This window comes from Streptomyces fulvoviolaceus, assembly GCF_000718165.1.
GTDB lineage: Bacteria > Actinomycetota > Actinomycetes > Streptomycetales > Streptomycetaceae > Streptomyces > Streptomyces fulvoviolaceus.
Genome location: NZ_JOEY01000045.1, coordinates 41,297 through 55,919 on the forward strand (window position 1 = coordinate 41,297; position 14,623 = coordinate 55,919).

Below are 14,623 nucleotides of genomic sequence, written 5' to 3' on the forward strand. Positions count from 1 at the left end.
GGGCGCCGAAGCGGAAGTGGTCAGACAGAGGCGAATCCCTTCTTTGAGCGGTCAGCGGTGCGCTGCCGCGGAGCGCGGGGCGGGCAGCGGCGCGGGGCGGGCGGTGAGCAGTCGCGGGCTGGGCGCGGACAGCGCGGCCGGCCCGCCCGGTACGGCGGCGCGGGCCTGGCGCTCGAACGCTTCGCTGTCGGCGAGCCACGTTTCGATCGCGGGCAGGACGGCGAGGCCGAGCTGCCCGCGGACCTGGCTCCATTCGTGGGCCGGCAGTGTGCGGGGGATCGAGTACAGGTCGTGGCGCAGGTCGTTCCATTCGTTCCAGGCGTCCTGGCTGTGGTCGAGTGCCTCGCGCAGGCGGGTCAGGGCCGCGGCGTCTTCGGGCCAGGGGGTGGCGGCGGGACGGCAGCGGATAAGCAGGATCGGCGCGTGTTCGAGCACGTCGCGGTAGGACAGCCAGGCGTGGTCGGCGAAGTCCCGTTCCAGTCCTGAGATCAGGCGGGACTTGCCGAGCGGAACGCCGTCGCTGTACCGGCCGGAGTCCTTGATCGCTTGGAGGGTCTGGTGTTCTTCCCGGATGCGCTCCAGGGCGCGCAGGACGTTGTTCAGGTCCTGGTTGTGCAGGGCGCGATCGTAGGCGGGCAGGAACGTGTGCGTGACGGCGTGGGCGGCGAGGCCGGGATCGGCGGGCAGCACGATGCTGTGAGGCGTGGTGGGATCGTCGTGGGGGTCCTCTTGCTCCCGGTCGGTGAGAGCGCCGAGGAGGTATCCGCTGCGGTGACCGGGGCGCTCGATCAACAGCAGCTCGGTGCCGGTGCCGTTCTTCAGGACGGACGCGAACGGGATGCGGTGGTCTTCGAGGGCCCGGTATATCTCGCCGGCTTCCCACAGCATGGGCCAGAGGTCTTCCTGCCACAGCGGGTGGCTGTAGATCTCCAACTCGGCGCTCCAGGTGCCGGGCAGCCGGGCGGCGATCTCGGTGCCGATGTCGCCGAGATACGGCCGGCTGCTGGTGATGATGGTGGCGCCGTGTTCGTGGGCGTGATGCACCAGGGCGCTGGCGGTGGCCCGGGCAGCCTGGGCGTCGGCCAGCGGAGCGGTGAACACACCGTTGGGCCGGCGCCTGAATCCGGCGTCTTCCAGCGCTTGATGGGCCTGCGGGTACTTCTTGCCGGAGGCGATGGCGACGAGCCCCAGGGGGCGGCTGGTGGTGAGGGTGATCTCGGCGGAGGGGATGGGCATCAAGGTCCTGGTGGGTCGAGACCGCGGGCGAGTTCGTCCAGACGGACCGGGCTCAGCGGGTCTTCGGGGCGCGCTTGGGCTCGGGGGTGCGCGGTGGTTCGGCGTGCGGAGGCTGCGCCGAGGGGCGGCGGGACGGCGATGAGACCCGTTCGATGGTCACCAGCGGGGCGACGGTGGCGGGGAAAGGGAAGGACGTGGAGCGCAGGGTGGGCCGGGGATCGAGTGTCTCGGCGACGACCGCGTGCATGAGGAAGGGCGGCGTCTTGTCCGTGAACGAGATGTCCCACAAATGGCCGAGGTCTTCCGGGGAGGCGGCCAGGTGCCAGGTGATGGATGCGTCTCCGTGGATGGGCGGCGCTGGCGAGTCCACGGGGCGGCCGACCACGGCGGCGTGTCCGTCATGCGAGATGAATCCGGAGAGCCCGAAGTCGTCGAAGTGGGTCCAAGAGTCGACGTCGACGTAGAGTTCCAGCAGGCCGGGCTCGACGCCGATGCCGTAGACGACGTGATCCGGATCGGCGGCCAGTTCGCCTGCCAGGGTGCCAATGAGCCTGGCGACGAACTCGATCGGCACATTGCCCGCGATATCCGCACGCCAGCGCTCAGCAGCTTCTTCGTCGGTGCGGGCTGAGATCACCATATGAGGGCCTCGGCCCACCACTGCTTGGTCGTGGCGGATCGTGATGCGTCGGCATGGGCTGGTCACGGTCAACGACGACGCGTCGGCGTGTGCGCTCCACGCGGTTTCCTCGGCGAAGATGTCCAGGAGCTGTTGGTGGTCATTGGGGAGGCTGGCGGCCAGGTAGCGGGGAGAGATGAGGATCTTCTCTCGGGGACTGTCCTGGTCGAGGTCGTTGGGCATGGTTCTTCCGGTGGGATCGGAGAGCGGGCGACGAAACGGGGCGCCTCAACTACGCGGCGGAGGAGGCGGAATCGCGGAGAGCGCGCGCTGCGGCGTGCAGGCTGGCACCGAACCGGTGGGCGAAGACCCGCGCCGTTCCCTCCAACTCGTCGTAGGAGTCCTGCGCGGTCATCTGCGCGGCGTGCTTGCGGTACCGGTAGACCGGAACGGGCAGCAGGATTCCCGGGGCGAGGCAGGTGATCGCGAGAGCGCAGTAATCCTCGCCCTGTACGAGACCGCCCATGGGGGCCGCGCGCACCAGGTCGGTTCGGGCCAGGAGGGTGGTCGGGCCGAGCGGGATGGTGTCGGCCGGGTCCTTCCAGTACCGCCATACGTCCCCGGCCTCATGCCGGCCGGGCGGCGTCGGGCACCGCCACAGGGTCGTGGACCCGTCCGCGTGCAGGTCCTGGCTGTATCCGGCACACCAGCCCACCCCGGTCTCCTCCAGCGTGCGCAGCCGCAGCGCCATGGCCCGGTCGGTGAACTCGTCATCGTCGTCAGCCCATTGGACGTACTCGGTGCGCACTTCGTTGAGGGCGAAGTTGCGGGCGCAGGCCGCGCCGACCGGGCGCGGCAGGACGAGGGTGCGGATGCGCGGGTCGGCGGCGAGCGCGGCGGGCAGCCGGGTGGGGTCGGCGCCGTCGAGGGCGACGACGGCCTCCCACGGGACGCTCTGGCGGCACAGGCTCGCGTGCATGGCGGCGAGGAACGCCAGCCGCTCCGGGCGGAGTTGGGTGGCGATGACCACGGTGATCTTCGAGTGAGGGTGCGGCGACAGGGGCTTCTCCGGGCGGGCTTCGGTAGGGACGGTGCGGGCTGCCGGGGCTATCGGCGGGCGGCCTTGCGGGGCGCCAGCGCCGGCGCCGATGCAGGAGCAGTGGCGGACAGGCGCGGGGCGGTACGCGGCGGCACGACCGGCGCCGGAGAATCCGGGTTCCATGCACCGGGATCGGCGACGATGCGGCTCCGCGGGTCGGTGTCCCACCCGACGACGGGTCCGCGGTCGTACGCCAGCAGGCCGATCACTTCGATGCCGGACTCGTGCAGGACATAGGCCCACTCCAGGTCCTCGGTGCCGTCCTGCGTGATCAGTTCACGCTCGGCCGGGGTGCCGTCGGTGTTGTACACGTTGGTGAGCTGGCGGCTGGGGTACTCCTCGCCCCCGGTCAGGGAGCGGCGCAGGCCGGCGGGAGCACCGTCGAGGAGGTCCGTGCCCAGTTCCTCCCAGCCGTGGTGCACCTCGTCGATCAGGTGCCGGGCCATCGCCTCCACGTCACCGGCGAACCGGTGCTGGTAGGCGGCCAGGAGCAGCGGGAGTTTGCTGTCGGGGTAGCCGTCGAAGTGGACGTACATGCCGGCATAGCCGTCGGCGGTGGGGCGGGCGATGACCGCACGGGTGGACAGACGAGTCTCCTGGGGGTTGGGGCGGGCCAGTGCGAGCGGGCGCGTGACGCCGGAGCCGAGGTGGGGGCCGGCCGGGCTGCGGCTGGGGCAGGAGTGCTGGTCCGCGCGGTGGTCTGGGGCGGTGTGGTGGCCGGGATCGGCTGGTCGGGCTTCCACAGGCCGGGGGTGTCGCGGAGCCGGACGCGGGGGTCGGTGCTCCACGCGACGAGGGGACCGCGTTCCACGCCGGGAGCGCTGATCACTTCGATGCCGTGTGGGTGGAGGACGTATCCCCAGTTCAGGCGGGACGCCGTCCGCTCCGTGTAGATCAGAGGCTGCACGGTCGGCCGGGCCGGGTATCGCTTGCCGGGCCGGTCGCGGCCGGCGGCGAGGCGGTCGCGCAGGGCGTCGGGCGCTCCGTCGAGGAGGTCGGTGCCGAGGGAGGACCAGCCTTCCGGCGCGTCGTCGATGAGGTACGCGGCCAGGGCCTCGGTGTCGCCGGCGAACCGGTGCTGGTGCGCGGTGAGCAGCAGCGGCAGGTGATGGTTGGGGTAGCCGTCCCGGTGGACGTACGTCCCGGCGTAGCCGGTGGCGGTGGGGCGGGCGATGACAGAACGAGTGGACAGAGAGTCTTCCTGTCGACGGGGCGGGTCAGCGGAAGGGGCGGCGTGCGGGCGCGGCCGGTGGCGCCGGTGCCGCCGCGGGGCCGCTCGTGGGCTGTGCCAGGGCTGACGGGTGCGTGCGCCGGTAGGTGTCGGCGAGGTGGTCGTCGGTCAAGTAGCTGAGCTCGTCTCCGAGTTCGGACAGCTGCTCGGCGTGCCGGCGGTACCGTTCGGCGATCTTCGGCTCGTGGCTGCGTTCGCACCACTCGGCGGCCGTCTCCAAGAACTGGTGCAGCTCGCTCAGAGCGCTGTGTCCGTCGCCGAGGACGGCGGTGGCGACGGCCTGGAACTCGGCGGTCGTGCGCACTTGGTACAGCCGGCGGGTCCAGGCGATGACGCTCTGCCCGGCGTCCTCGATCGTGAGGCCGTCGGTGAACTGCTTGGCGTCGTGGGCTGCCCAGCGGTGCAGTTCGTCGGTGGTGGGCCGGTTGCCGCGGTGATCTTTGATCTGCTCGCCGGTACGACCGACGTTGTCGTACAGGTCGAAGTCGGGGTGGGACAGGGACAAGGAACTCCTCGGGGCGTGGAGCCGGGCCGCGGTGCTACGCGTGGGTCGTCAGTCCGGAGGCGACGGGCGGCCCGGAGGCATCGGTGCGGGCGCACGTGTAGCCGATGAGGCGGGACGGGGCGGCCTTGGCCGGCACGGTGGCGGCGTCGGAGCAGACGAACGTGTACGTGACCGAGGTGCGAGGGATGTCGTGGAGCCAGGCGCGGTCGTCCTTGCTGGGGTTGATCTGCAGCCCGGAGTGCGCGACGGCGTCGGTCTGCGTGTGGGTGTGGGCGAAAAGGATCAGCGCCCCACCGTCGGTGGTCTTGAGCGCGTAGGCGTCCTTGTAGCGGTTGGCTGCCCCGGCGAAGACGGTGGTGCCCAACTTCCCGTACTTTTTGGTCGTCTTGTCGTTGACCTTGATCTGCCGCTTGCTCGCCGTGGTCGGGGTGAAGACCTTGGTGCCGGTGTTCACCCCGCCGGTCGCGAAGTTGTCGATCACTGCGGTGCGCAGCAGGTCGGCATCGGCGGCGAGCTGCTTGTTGCCGCTGGCGGCGACTGCGGTGGCATAGCCGTGCTGGTCGAGGGCGATGTCCGGCAGTGTCTTGTCGTCGAGGTCGACGACGGAGACCATCTCCCACCGCGTGTGCTCCGGCTGCTCGGCGAAGACCGCAAGTCGGCTCGGATCCTCGCCCTTCTGGCCGGAGAGCGCGGCGGCGAACCAGCGTTCCTGGCCGGCGGTGAAGCGCGGGATGTACAGCTTGGCGTTGGCGGTGTCGTACGACCACGGCTTGTACGGCTTGCGGTCGGCCTTGGGCAGGCCCTCGTCCTCCTTGTAGTCCGCCACGGACATGGCGTACAGCGGGCCGTCCTCGATGTTGTCGAGGAGCGTGCGGTCGTTGTCGGCGTTGGCCTCGTTGTTGATCTTCGAGTAGTGGGTGATCTGGGCGAGGGCCTCCTGCTTCGTCAGCGCCGGGACGGCGGCCGGTACGGGGGAGGCGGTGCGGGTGGCCTTCGCCGCGGCCTCGTGGCTGCCGGTGTCGGAGGTCGTGCAGGCGGACGCGGTGAGGGTGACGGTCGCGAGCGTAGTGAGTAGCAGGGCTGTGCGGCGGGCGGGGGTGTGCGAGGGGATGGGGGCGCTCCGGGGGAGGGGATCAGCGGGATCGGGATCGGGATGGGGCTGGGGCGGCCGACGGCGGGGAGGGCATGGAGGTAGCGGCCGGTGGTGTGCGGGTGTCGGCAGCGGCGCGCAGGTGCTTCGCGGCGCGGGCGAGGTAGATGCGGCTGTCGCCGAGGCGGGCTTCGAGCCGTTGGTGCTCGGTGGTGATCGCCCGGTCGCGGGCGGGGCCAGGGGCCTGGTGAGTGAGGTCGGCGAGATGGCCGAGGTGATGAACTGCGGCGCTGAGGGCGGCGAGCGCGAGCCCGGTGGGTTCGGCGGCTCTCGCGAGCGCGAGGGTCGTGCGGCGCACCGTGGTCGTGGGCCGGGCCGGGGAGCGGGCGGCGGCGCGATGGCGGAAGGCGCTCTCGCCGGCCAGGAATCCCAGCAGGCGGGCCAGGTGACGGACTTCGTCGTCCAGGATCTCGCTCAGCGCCGGATCCGGGCGGATCTGGTCGGGGAGCGGAAGGTGGTCGGCAACGGTGTTGAGCCGGTCGGCCACGTCGTGCAGCAGCATCCGCTGGTCGGGATCGGACAGTGGCAACTCCTTGATGCCGAGACCGGGTTCTACCGGCGGGAAGTGGATTTCGGGGAGGAGGACACCATCGGCAGCATCTTGCTCGCGGCTGCTGATGCCGCAGTAGGAGGCGGGAGGGGAGCGGCACGGCGGAAGTTGACCCCGATGCCCTGGAGTGTGAGCCGCTGGGCGGCGAGCTGGACCAGCAGGGCGCGCTCCTTGGAGCTGTAGGAGGCCGGCAGCACGAAGGCGAACTCATTCGGCCTGTACTGGAAGTTGCAGCCGAACAGCGTCATACGTGCCTCTTCGGGAACCGAGTCGTACGGTGCTCCCACCACGCCGTCCGGGTACCAGACCAGCGTGAGAGTCTGGGCGACCTCGGGCGCGGGCTGGCGCTGCGGAGGCTCGGGCTGGCCGAAGGCGTTGTGCCGGACCGCGTCCAGGGCCGCCCGGTAGCGGGGCAGCACGCGTCGGGTGACTGCGGCGGCGGCGCGGGCCGGATCGTTGGGGACGGCGATGCCGTTCGGCTCACGTACCGGGGAGATCTGGTGGGTCTTGAAGCCCTCGGGCTCCAGCGGGGCCACCACAAACTGGTGGCGGTACAGGGGCCGGTCGGTGACGTAGAGCTGCTCTCCATCGGGGCCGTTCAGGACGGCGTCATGGCCGAGGACGTACTGGCTGACGATGTAGTCGACGTGGCCGACGTCCCATAGCCGTTCGATGGTGGGGAACTGGTCCTTGTAGGTGGGGTGGCGGTGGTACTCGCTCGTCCAGGTGCCGGGCAGGCGTTCGGCGAGTGCGGCGGCGAAGGCGGACAAAAAGGTCGTGCGGGGCGTGGGCATGGGTTCCTGAGGTGCTGCGGCGGGTGGTTGATCCGTCGGCAGTCAGCGCCGTGGTCCCCCGGACCCGGGCTGCGGGCCGGGCGGGGCCGGGGGAGTGGAGGGCGTCGTGCGGGCCTGCTTCAGGAGCGCGTCGAGGTCCGGGGGTGGGTCGTAGTGCGCGCGGAGGATCTTGAGATCCGCTTCGGTGGCCATGGCCAGGGCTGAAGCGATGCTGCTGGCTGCGCCGCGGAGCAGCCAGGGCGGTGACTCGGGTTCGGCTCCGCGGTTTTGGCCCTTCCACGTGGCGGTGGCGGCCAGGTGATCGATGACCTCGTTGAGGAACGGTCCGACCGCGTCCAGCAGGGCGTTGAGTGTGGTGCTGAACTCGGCCGGCGTCTCGGCCGCGTCCAGAGCCGTGCGGTAGGGGCTCAGGTCCGGGGCGGGGAAGGGCTCGTTCGGCAGGGGGTGCCGGGTGCGGAAGGCTTCGGTATCGCGATCCGCCCAGCGGTGCAGGTCTGCCTTTGTGGCGGAGCGGGTGTGGTAGGCGTGGATCTGATCGGCGGTGCGGCCGACGTTGTCGTACAGCTCGAAGTCGGGGTTCTGCAGGGGTGCTCCAGGTCTCGTGCAACCGCGGCTTGCGGGGTTTATCAGTGCATGCGGGCGTCGGTGTCGAAGAGCGCCAGCTCGTGGGGGTGCAGGAGGTGCTGCACGATGAAGCTGCGCCCCGCGACCTTCCACAAGCCTCGGCCCCGGTTGAGGTGGGAGATCGCGTCGGTCTCCACCGAGGTCAGGCCCAATAGGGCTGCTGCGGCATGGAGTTGGTCAGTCTCCTGCCGGTAGACGATGCGGGTGGAGCAGTCGGCGAGCAGACCTTCGGCCAGGGCGCGTCCGCGGGATCCGGCGTCGCCGGCGGTGAGCAGGTCGGACAGCCGGTGGATGACCATCAGGTTGGCTATGCCGAGTCCGCGGCTCAGTTTCCACTGGGACTGCATGCGCTGCAGGAGGCCGGGGTGGCGCATGAGGCGCCATGCTTCGTCGTAGACGATCCAGCGCCGGCCGCCATTGGGGTCGGACAGCGCGGATTCCATCCATGCGGACGCGCAGGTCATCGCCAGGACCAAGGCGGTGTCGTCGCCGGATCCGCCCAGGCGGGACAGGTCGATGGTGAGCATCGGCGAGTTGGGATCGAAGGCCACCGTGCTCGGGGCGTCGAACATCCCGGCGAGGTCGCCGTGGACCAACCTGCGCATGGCGTGGGCCAGGTCGCGAGAGGCGTCGCCGAGGCGGCCGGACATGATGCCGCCGGCCACGTCGAGTTCGTCTGGGTTGTTGAGGGTGGCGGCGATGTCGCCGAGCAGCGGGGTGCGACCGGTCGCGGCGGCGCGGGTGACGACGGCGTCCAGGGCGACGTCGAGGCCGGTGTGCTCCATCGGCAGCAGGTCCCGCCCGAGCACGGTGCGGGCCAGCGAGCCGAGCAGCAGCAGGCGGCGCTTGCGGATCTCGCCCGCCCAGTCGGCCTCGGAGACGCTGTTGGGCCGCGGCGCCGCGTCCAGAGGGTTCAGCTTCCCGGGCAGGCCCGGCCCGAGCGCGATGGAGGTACCGCCCAGCGCCTGCGCCACGGGCGTCCATTCCCCCTTCGGATCACACGGGACGTAGACCCGGTACCCGAAGGCGATCGACCTCAACGCGAAGGACTTGGCCAGCGCCGACTTGCCCTGCCCGATCACCCCGGCAAGGAGCACGTTGGGGTTGGTGAAGCCCTCGACCTTGCCGTACAGCGCGAACGGGTCGAAGCAGAAACTGGCTTCTGCGTGGACGTCGCGGCCGATGTAGATGCCCTCGGCGCCGAGGCCGCCTTCGGCGAGAAACGGGTACGCCCCGCTCGCGGTGGCGGTGGTCATGCGGTGGGCGGGCAGCTTGAGCCTGTTGTTCCGGGAGGACGCGGGGCCGGGTCGCCCGGCGGGTGGGAAGAGGGGCGCCGGCATCTCCTGTTCTGCTACGCCAGCGCCGCTGGTGTGGGCGGCTGCTTCGAGGCGGGCCTTCGCGGCGGCCTCGGCGAGCTGCCGGCGGGCAGCCTTGCGGGACGCGCGATCGGTGCCGTGCGGGGTGAACAGGGGGCTGGCGCTGGCGCGGCGGGTGCGGCGCGCAGGTCGGTGGCTCATGACGGGGCGGCTTTCACGTGCGCGGTCTGGACGCGGCGCGGGGTCAGACGACCGGTGAAGCGGTGAACAGAATCGGGCTGCGATAGCTCTTGCCGTCGCCCGACCAGTCCAGCTGGATGTAGCCGTCGGCGAGGTAACGGCTGGAGCCCGCCTTGGACTTGAGGGTTCCGGTGGAGTAGGAGCCGTTGCCGTTGCCGCTGCTGTGTTCGAGCGCGTGCTCCAGGCCGGTGTAGGCGCCGGACTTCACGACCGGGTCCGTGCCGCTGACGCTCCGCTTGGTCTGGAGCTGGAACTTGGCCTTGTTGAAGGTGTAGGTGCTGCGGTTCTTGGCCGTGTACGGGCCGTCCCAGTACACGGTGGCGGTGGTGTAGATGTAGCCGCCGGATCGCATGGCGCACAGCGTCACGTCGAAGTCCCAGTTGTCGGAGTCGGGGCCGTTATAGCTCGGGTCGTCGACGCTGTGGCTGCTGGTCTTGCAGTGGTAGCTGGCGGCGGATGCCGGAGTGGCGGTGGCCAGGGCGGCGGTGCCGGCGAGCGCGGCGAGGGCGACGGCGGCGGAGGTGGAGCGCTTCAGGTTGCGCATTCAGGGCCTTTCGGGGTGCGGGGGTTACTGGCTGCAGGTGGTGGTGTGGCCGTGCAGCGGGGTGTTCAGGTCGCTGGGGGTGGTCTTGCGGCGGACGACGTGACCTGCGGCGAGGTGGCGCTGGCAGATGGTCAGGACGGGTGGACCCTCGGGCAGCCGCTCGGGGTGGCATTTCGTGTCCGTCGGGGTCTCGTCCGCGGCGGGCAGGAGGTGGAAGGCGTCGTGCACCGCGGCGGCGGACTGCCACAGCCGGGTGTGCGCGGCGGCGAGATGGCGGCCGGCGCCGGGATGCGGCGGCCGGGTAGATTCGGCGAGCTGGTCGAGCAGGTGGTGCAGTGCGGTCAGATGGGCGTGCAGCACGTCGAGGTGCACGCGATCCGCGGGTGAAGCGGTGTGCTGGGTGCTTGGGGTGAGGGCGCGGGCGTGGTGGCGGATACCGGCGTTGGCGGCCCGCAGGTACGGGTACGCGTCGCCGACTGGGATGGCAGAGGTCAAAGGGGGAGAGTTCCTTCCTGCCGTGGGGGCAGGACGTCGGCTGGTGCCGGAGTGGGGCTACAGGGCCGTGCGGGCGAGGGGGAGGGCACCGAGCGTGAAGGCGTCGGGCTGCTGGAAGTTGAGCCGTCGCAGATCGACCTGGGCGGTGACGGCGGCGGTCTCGATCTGCGCGCACGCCGCGTCGAGCAGGGCGTCGGTCTCCGCGGAGACGGTGAGCAGACCGGTCAGCGACACGTCGGCGTGTCCGGCGATCAACTGGCGCTCGCGAACCTTGACGTCCGCGTACTCCACGGAGTCGGCTTCGGAGTCGACCTGCCCGCGACGCGAGCGTTCGTTGGCGTCGGCGATGATCGCCGCCTTCTTGCGCTGCACGTCGCGCATCGCGGACTCGAGCCCCTGCGGCACATATATAAGGGAGAGGGTGCGCCGGACCCCGGCGGTGAACATCAGGCCGTGCAGGAAGCCCGCGCTCGTTTCGGTGCGGGGCCAGTCCTCGACCCAGTAGGTGGCGTGCCGGGCGGAGTCGGTGGCGAGCCGGTCGTACTCCTCGACCTGGACCACGGGCCCGGCGGCTGCCGGGGCGGCTTCGGCCCGGCCAGAGTTGGACCACTGCTGCAGCGCGGACAGCGCCCTGGGGTCGTAGGCGGTGCGGATGACAGCGGCGATCTCGCGGGCGCTGAGCCAGCCGGTCACCATCAGTCCGGCGCTGCGCGCGGCCTGGGCGATGGAGGACGTGGTCTGTTCCATCACAGTGAAGGCGCCGGGCAGTCCGCCGCCGGCCTGACTGATGAGGCGCTTGGCGGCCTTGAGGTCGAGGGAGATCGCCAGGTACGCCTCGTGCGGGGCGGCGGCCGGGCCGGCGGAGGCGACAAGTTCGCTGTAGACCTGTCCGGCGACCGGGGTTTCGGGGTGGCCCTGCTGGGCCCAGTAGCGGGTGAGGGTGTTGCCGCTGTCGGGCACGGTGCGTTCCAGGACCTGCACAGTGGCGACGTGTCCGGTGCGGGCGATGCCCGCCAGGGCCCGCCCCCAGCTGCTGACGTTGTGGTTCTGACTCGCCGGGTCGAGGAGCGCGAAGGCCCTGCTGGAGACGCGGGCGACGGCGGTCAGGGTCTGGCCGTGCGGGTCGTGCACGGCGGCGGCCTGGTTGGCGGAATCGCCGGGCGTGACGACGCGCAGTGAGGCGGCGGTGCCGGGCAGGTGCAGGATGCCGTCCTGGCGGGGACGGGTGACGGGCCGGGCGAGCCACAGGGTCTGGCCGGTGCGTAGCCGCCGGGCGAAGCGCAGGACGATCGGCGTCCAGTCGATCAGCGAGCGGCCGTGCCGGCGGATGGTGACCAGGGCGGCGACCGCGGCCCACAGCGGGGTCAGGGCGAGGGCACCGAGCAGCCCGGTGGATACCACCGTTACCAGCAAGAGTGCCAATGCGCTTGACACGAGGACGAGTTGGGGAAGGGAGAGGCCGAGCAGGATGCCGCGCCTGGACCGGTGGGGGAATTTGACGGTGAGCGGTTGGACGGTGAGATCAGACAAGGGCCGTTCCGATGGTGCGCGGGGCGGTCGCCGGGGCGGCACGCGGCGAGGAATGCGCAGCGCGTGCCGCCCCGGAGTCGGGCAAGGTCACAGGCCGGTGGGCGGAGGCGGTGGTGCCCCGGTTCCGCTGGAGGTGCCGGCCGAGTTCGGTGCCGGCGGGGCGCCCTGCGGCGGTGGTGTTGAGGTGCCTGCGCCGGGCTGCGACATGAAGCCGCTGCCGCCGCTGGGGGGCGATCCGGAACCGCCACCCTGTCCGGGGGCACCGCCGACCTGACCACTGGTGTCGTCACTGGGGCTGGTCGGCGGGGGCTGGACGGCCTTGTCCAGACCGCTCGTGATCCCCTCGCCCGCGGACGACGGCGTGCTTGAGCTGCCGCCTTCCTTGCCGGTGTCCGGTGTGGGGTTGGCGGCGATGTCGCCGGGGAAGCCGCCCGGCACGGAGTCCGGGCCCTGGGGAGCGGTGCCCGCTCCGGCCGCGGCACCGCCACTTCCGGCAGTGGCGACCGCGGCGGCGGCCTTGCGCCCGGCGCGTTCGGCGTGCTGACGGGCCATCTGCGCACCGGCTCCGCCGGAGCGGTGCAGGGTCTCGGCGTCGGAGCCCTCGGAGGCGGCCCAGTGCACGAACTTGAATGTGGCGTACGGGCATAGCAGGACCAGCGCCAGGATGACGATGCCGGCCATCACGTCGGCGAGGGCTCCGACGCCGTCTTTCGCCTCGGTCTTGCCCATCGCGGCGATCCCCAGGACGAAGATCACGGTCATCAGGAGCTTGGAGACGACGAGAGTGGCGGTGGCTTCGATCCAGCCCTTGCGCCAGCGTCGGGCGACCTCCCAGCCGCCGCCGGCTCCGGCGAAGACGGCGAGGGTGACCATGACGAGGATGCCGACCTTGCGGACCATCATCACGCACCAGTAGAGGAAGGCGCCGATCGCGGCGCCGATGCCGACGAAGACGGTGACGAGCCAGCCCAGGCCGGACAGGGAGGCGATCTGTCCCACCTTGACGATGCGCCGCACCGCGGTGGCGATGTCGAGGTTGGCGGCCTTGAAGAGTCCGTCGCTCAATGCGTCGACGACTTCGATGGCGACGGTGGTGAAGGCGATCGCGGTGAACGCGAAGAGCACGCCGGTGGCGGTGCCGGTGAATGCCTGGGTGAGCGCCTGGCCGTCGCGGCGGATCGCGGCGCGCACGAGCTGGGCGCAGAACGTGGCGACGAGGACGACCAGGCCGATCGGCAGGATCATCTCGTAGTTGTCGCGGAACCACCCGGCGTTGAGGTCGACCTTGGTGGTGGTGTTGACTGCCTCGGCCGCCAAGTCGGCTGCGGCGGCGGCGAGTTCACCCGCGCTTTTGGCCATCCAGTTGCCGATGGCCGTGCCCGGGTCGGAGGCGAAATCCACGGCGTCGCCGACGGCGCAGAGTTTGTCCGCGAGGGGGAGGTCGCAGAAGCCCAAAGGGGGAGTCCCCTCCTTTCTCAGGTGGGCTGGGGGCGTGTCAGGGCACGACGCGGGGGGCGATGGAGACCAGCGAGCAGTTCGCGTTGGGGCGGCACTGCACGGCGAGGGTTATGGAGCGGTCCTCGGAGCCGGCCCCGCCCTTCTTCCAGGCGATCTGCTGCTTGCCGGTGACGGTGACGGCGTAGATGTACGCCTCGGTGATCGCCGAAGGATCGTCCGCCAGGGCCTGCTTGAACGCCGAGGGGTAGTGGGCCTCCGTGACGGTGGCGGTGGCGTACTGGTCCTGGTCGGCCATCCGCGACCACAGCACCGGATCCGGCACCTGTGTGGCGATCGAGGACCAGTCGGCGTACTTCGTCTCCGCCGTCAGCCACGCCCTCATTCCGGCGAGCTGCTGGTCACGGCTGGTGGTGCGGGTGTCGTACGACCACAGCGTTGCCGCGGCGGCCTTGGCGAAGGCGACCGGGTCCGCCAGCTGCGGGGGCTTGGCCACCGAACCGGCCCCGGCCGACGTCGTCGGGCCGGCGGACGCGGAGGTACTGCTGCTCGGCCCGGAGGACGGAGCGGCGGCCTGGCTGTCGCCGGCTGTGGTGCGGCCGGTGAGCAGGGCGACGACGACGGCGAGGGCCAGCAGGACGGCGAGGCCGGTCGCGAGGACCGTGATGCGCTGGCGGGTCGACCAGCCGAGGCCGTAGCCGGACAGGGAGGGGAATCGTTTCGGCATCAGTGGACCTGCGACCCCAGGGCGGAGAAGAACGCCACGACCCCGTTTGCGGCGCCGAGACCAAGGGCGGCGCCCGCCGCGACGACCGCGCCCTTCTTGCCGTTGGCCTCGGCCTGGTGGCCGCCGGTGTGGTGGCCCCACGCCCACACACCGAGGGAGACGGCGAGCGCGCCGACCACGGCGACGATCGCGAACAGGTTGATCGAGTTGACGACGTTCTTGAGCACGGCGAGGCCGGGCAGGCCACCGCCCGAGGGCGTGATGCCGGGGTCGTAGGCCAGATACTGCACGGTTTCGAGCAGGTGCAATGAGGCTCCTTGGGCACGCCGAAGCCCGGCGCGCGGGAATCACAGAAAAGGGGGAGGGGACGAGGCAACTGCCTCGAGAAGGAAGGCCGGCAGCGGTGCGGGAGACGGCTGGCCCGGTCGGCGCCCGCGTTGGGGCCGCGTGGCGTGCACGAGGTCACGCAGGTTTCGTGCCGAGGCTGGACGAGGCCACAGTTCGAGCC

The 14,623-nt window shown here is 71.1% G+C and carries 16 protein-coding genes; all 16 read right to left on the reverse strand.

The features are described 5' to 3' along the window. Nucleotides 1–51 precede the first annotated feature (51 nt). Nucleotides 52–1,236 carry a hypothetical protein gene (locus IG08_RS0138820; RefSeq protein ID WP_030614267.1) on the reverse strand — a complete coding sequence of 395 codons (1,185 nt, stop codon included), beginning with the start codon at nt 1,234–1,236 and terminating at the stop codon, nt 52–54. A 52-nt stretch (nt 1,237–1,288) separates the two neighbouring features. After that, nucleotides 1,289–2,098, reverse strand: a complete 810-nt coding sequence (locus IG08_RS0138825) for an SPDY domain-containing protein (RefSeq protein WP_030614269.1) — start codon at nt 2,096–2,098, stop codon at nt 1,289–1,291. 49 nt (nt 2,099–2,147) lie between these two features. Then, on the reverse strand, nt 2,148–2,885 hold the full coding sequence (locus IG08_RS0138830; RefSeq protein WP_030614272.1) for a glycosyltransferase family 2 protein: 738 nt from the start codon (nt 2,883–2,885) through the stop codon (nt 2,148–2,150). A gap of 77 nt (nt 2,886–2,962) precedes the next feature. Further along, nucleotides 2,963–3,697, reverse strand: a complete 735-nt coding sequence (locus tag IG08_RS0138835; RefSeq protein WP_234343067.1) for a hypothetical protein — start codon at nt 3,695–3,697, stop codon at nt 2,963–2,965. 474 nt (nt 3,698–4,171) lie between these two features. Further along, on the reverse strand, nt 4,172–4,690 hold the full coding sequence (locus IG08_RS0138840; protein WP_030614285.1) for a hypothetical protein: 519 nt from the start codon (nt 4,688–4,690) through the stop codon (nt 4,172–4,174). 34 nt (nt 4,691–4,724) lie between these two features. Further along, nucleotides 4,725–5,912, reverse strand: a complete 1,188-nt coding sequence (locus IG08_RS54825; RefSeq protein WP_476713213.1) for a DUF8094 domain-containing protein — start codon at nt 5,910–5,912, stop codon at nt 4,725–4,727. Then, the gene (locus IG08_RS0138850; protein ID WP_234343068.1) at nt 5,824–6,369 is read right to left on the reverse strand and encodes a hypothetical protein; all 546 of its coding nucleotides are present in this window, start codon (nt 6,367–6,369) and stop codon (nt 5,824–5,826) included. Before IG08_RS0138850 ends, IG08_RS54825 begins: the two co-directional genes overlap by 89 nt. Before the next feature lie 23 nt (nt 6,370–6,392). Then, the gene (locus IG08_RS0138855; RefSeq protein ID WP_052425033.1) at nt 6,393–7,184 is read right to left on the reverse strand and encodes a hypothetical protein; all 792 of its coding nucleotides are present in this window, start codon (nt 7,182–7,184) and stop codon (nt 6,393–6,395) included. Between the two features lie 42 nt (nt 7,185–7,226). Beyond that, complete coding sequence (locus tag IG08_RS61755; protein WP_234343069.1) at nt 7,227–7,376, reverse strand: hypothetical protein; 150 nt, start codon at nt 7,374–7,376, stop codon at nt 7,227–7,229. Between the two features lie 434 nt (nt 7,377–7,810). Next, the gene (locus tag IG08_RS0138865; RefSeq protein ID WP_030614292.1) at nt 7,811–9,325 is read right to left on the reverse strand and encodes a TraC family protein; all 1,515 of its coding nucleotides are present in this window, start codon (nt 9,323–9,325) and stop codon (nt 7,811–7,813) included. Between the two features lie 43 nt (nt 9,326–9,368). Further along, nucleotides 9,369–9,908 carry a hypothetical protein gene (locus IG08_RS0138870; protein WP_030614294.1) on the reverse strand — a complete coding sequence of 180 codons (540 nt, stop codon included), beginning with the start codon at nt 9,906–9,908 and terminating at the stop codon, nt 9,369–9,371. Between the two features lie 24 nt (nt 9,909–9,932). Beyond that, on the reverse strand, nt 9,933–10,403 hold the full coding sequence (locus tag IG08_RS0138875; RefSeq protein ID WP_030614296.1) for a DUF6238 family protein: 471 nt from the start codon (nt 10,401–10,403) through the stop codon (nt 9,933–9,935). A gap of 57 nt (nt 10,404–10,460) precedes the next feature. Next, on the reverse strand, nt 10,461–11,933 hold the full coding sequence (locus IG08_RS0138880) for an SCO6880 family protein (RefSeq protein ID WP_030614298.1): 1,473 nt from the start codon (nt 11,931–11,933) through the stop codon (nt 10,461–10,463). Between the two features lie 87 nt (nt 11,934–12,020). Then, nucleotides 12,021–13,388 (reverse strand): SCO6881 family protein, encoded by a 1,368-nt coding sequence (locus IG08_RS0138885; RefSeq protein ID WP_030614300.1) that lies wholly within the window; start codon nt 13,386–13,388, stop codon nt 12,021–12,023. 40 nt (nt 13,389–13,428) lie between these two features. Beyond that, nucleotides 13,429–14,115: a hypothetical protein gene (locus IG08_RS0138890; protein WP_030614302.1), complete on the reverse strand. Its 687-nt coding sequence runs from the start codon at nt 14,113–14,115 to the stop codon at nt 13,429–13,431. Beyond that, nucleotides 14,115–14,423 (reverse strand): DUF6112 family protein, encoded by a 309-nt coding sequence (locus tag IG08_RS0138895; protein WP_033530972.1) that lies wholly within the window; start codon nt 14,421–14,423, stop codon nt 14,115–14,117. Before IG08_RS0138895 ends, IG08_RS0138890 begins: the two co-directional genes overlap by 1 nt. Nucleotides 14,424–14,623 lie beyond the last annotated feature (200 nt).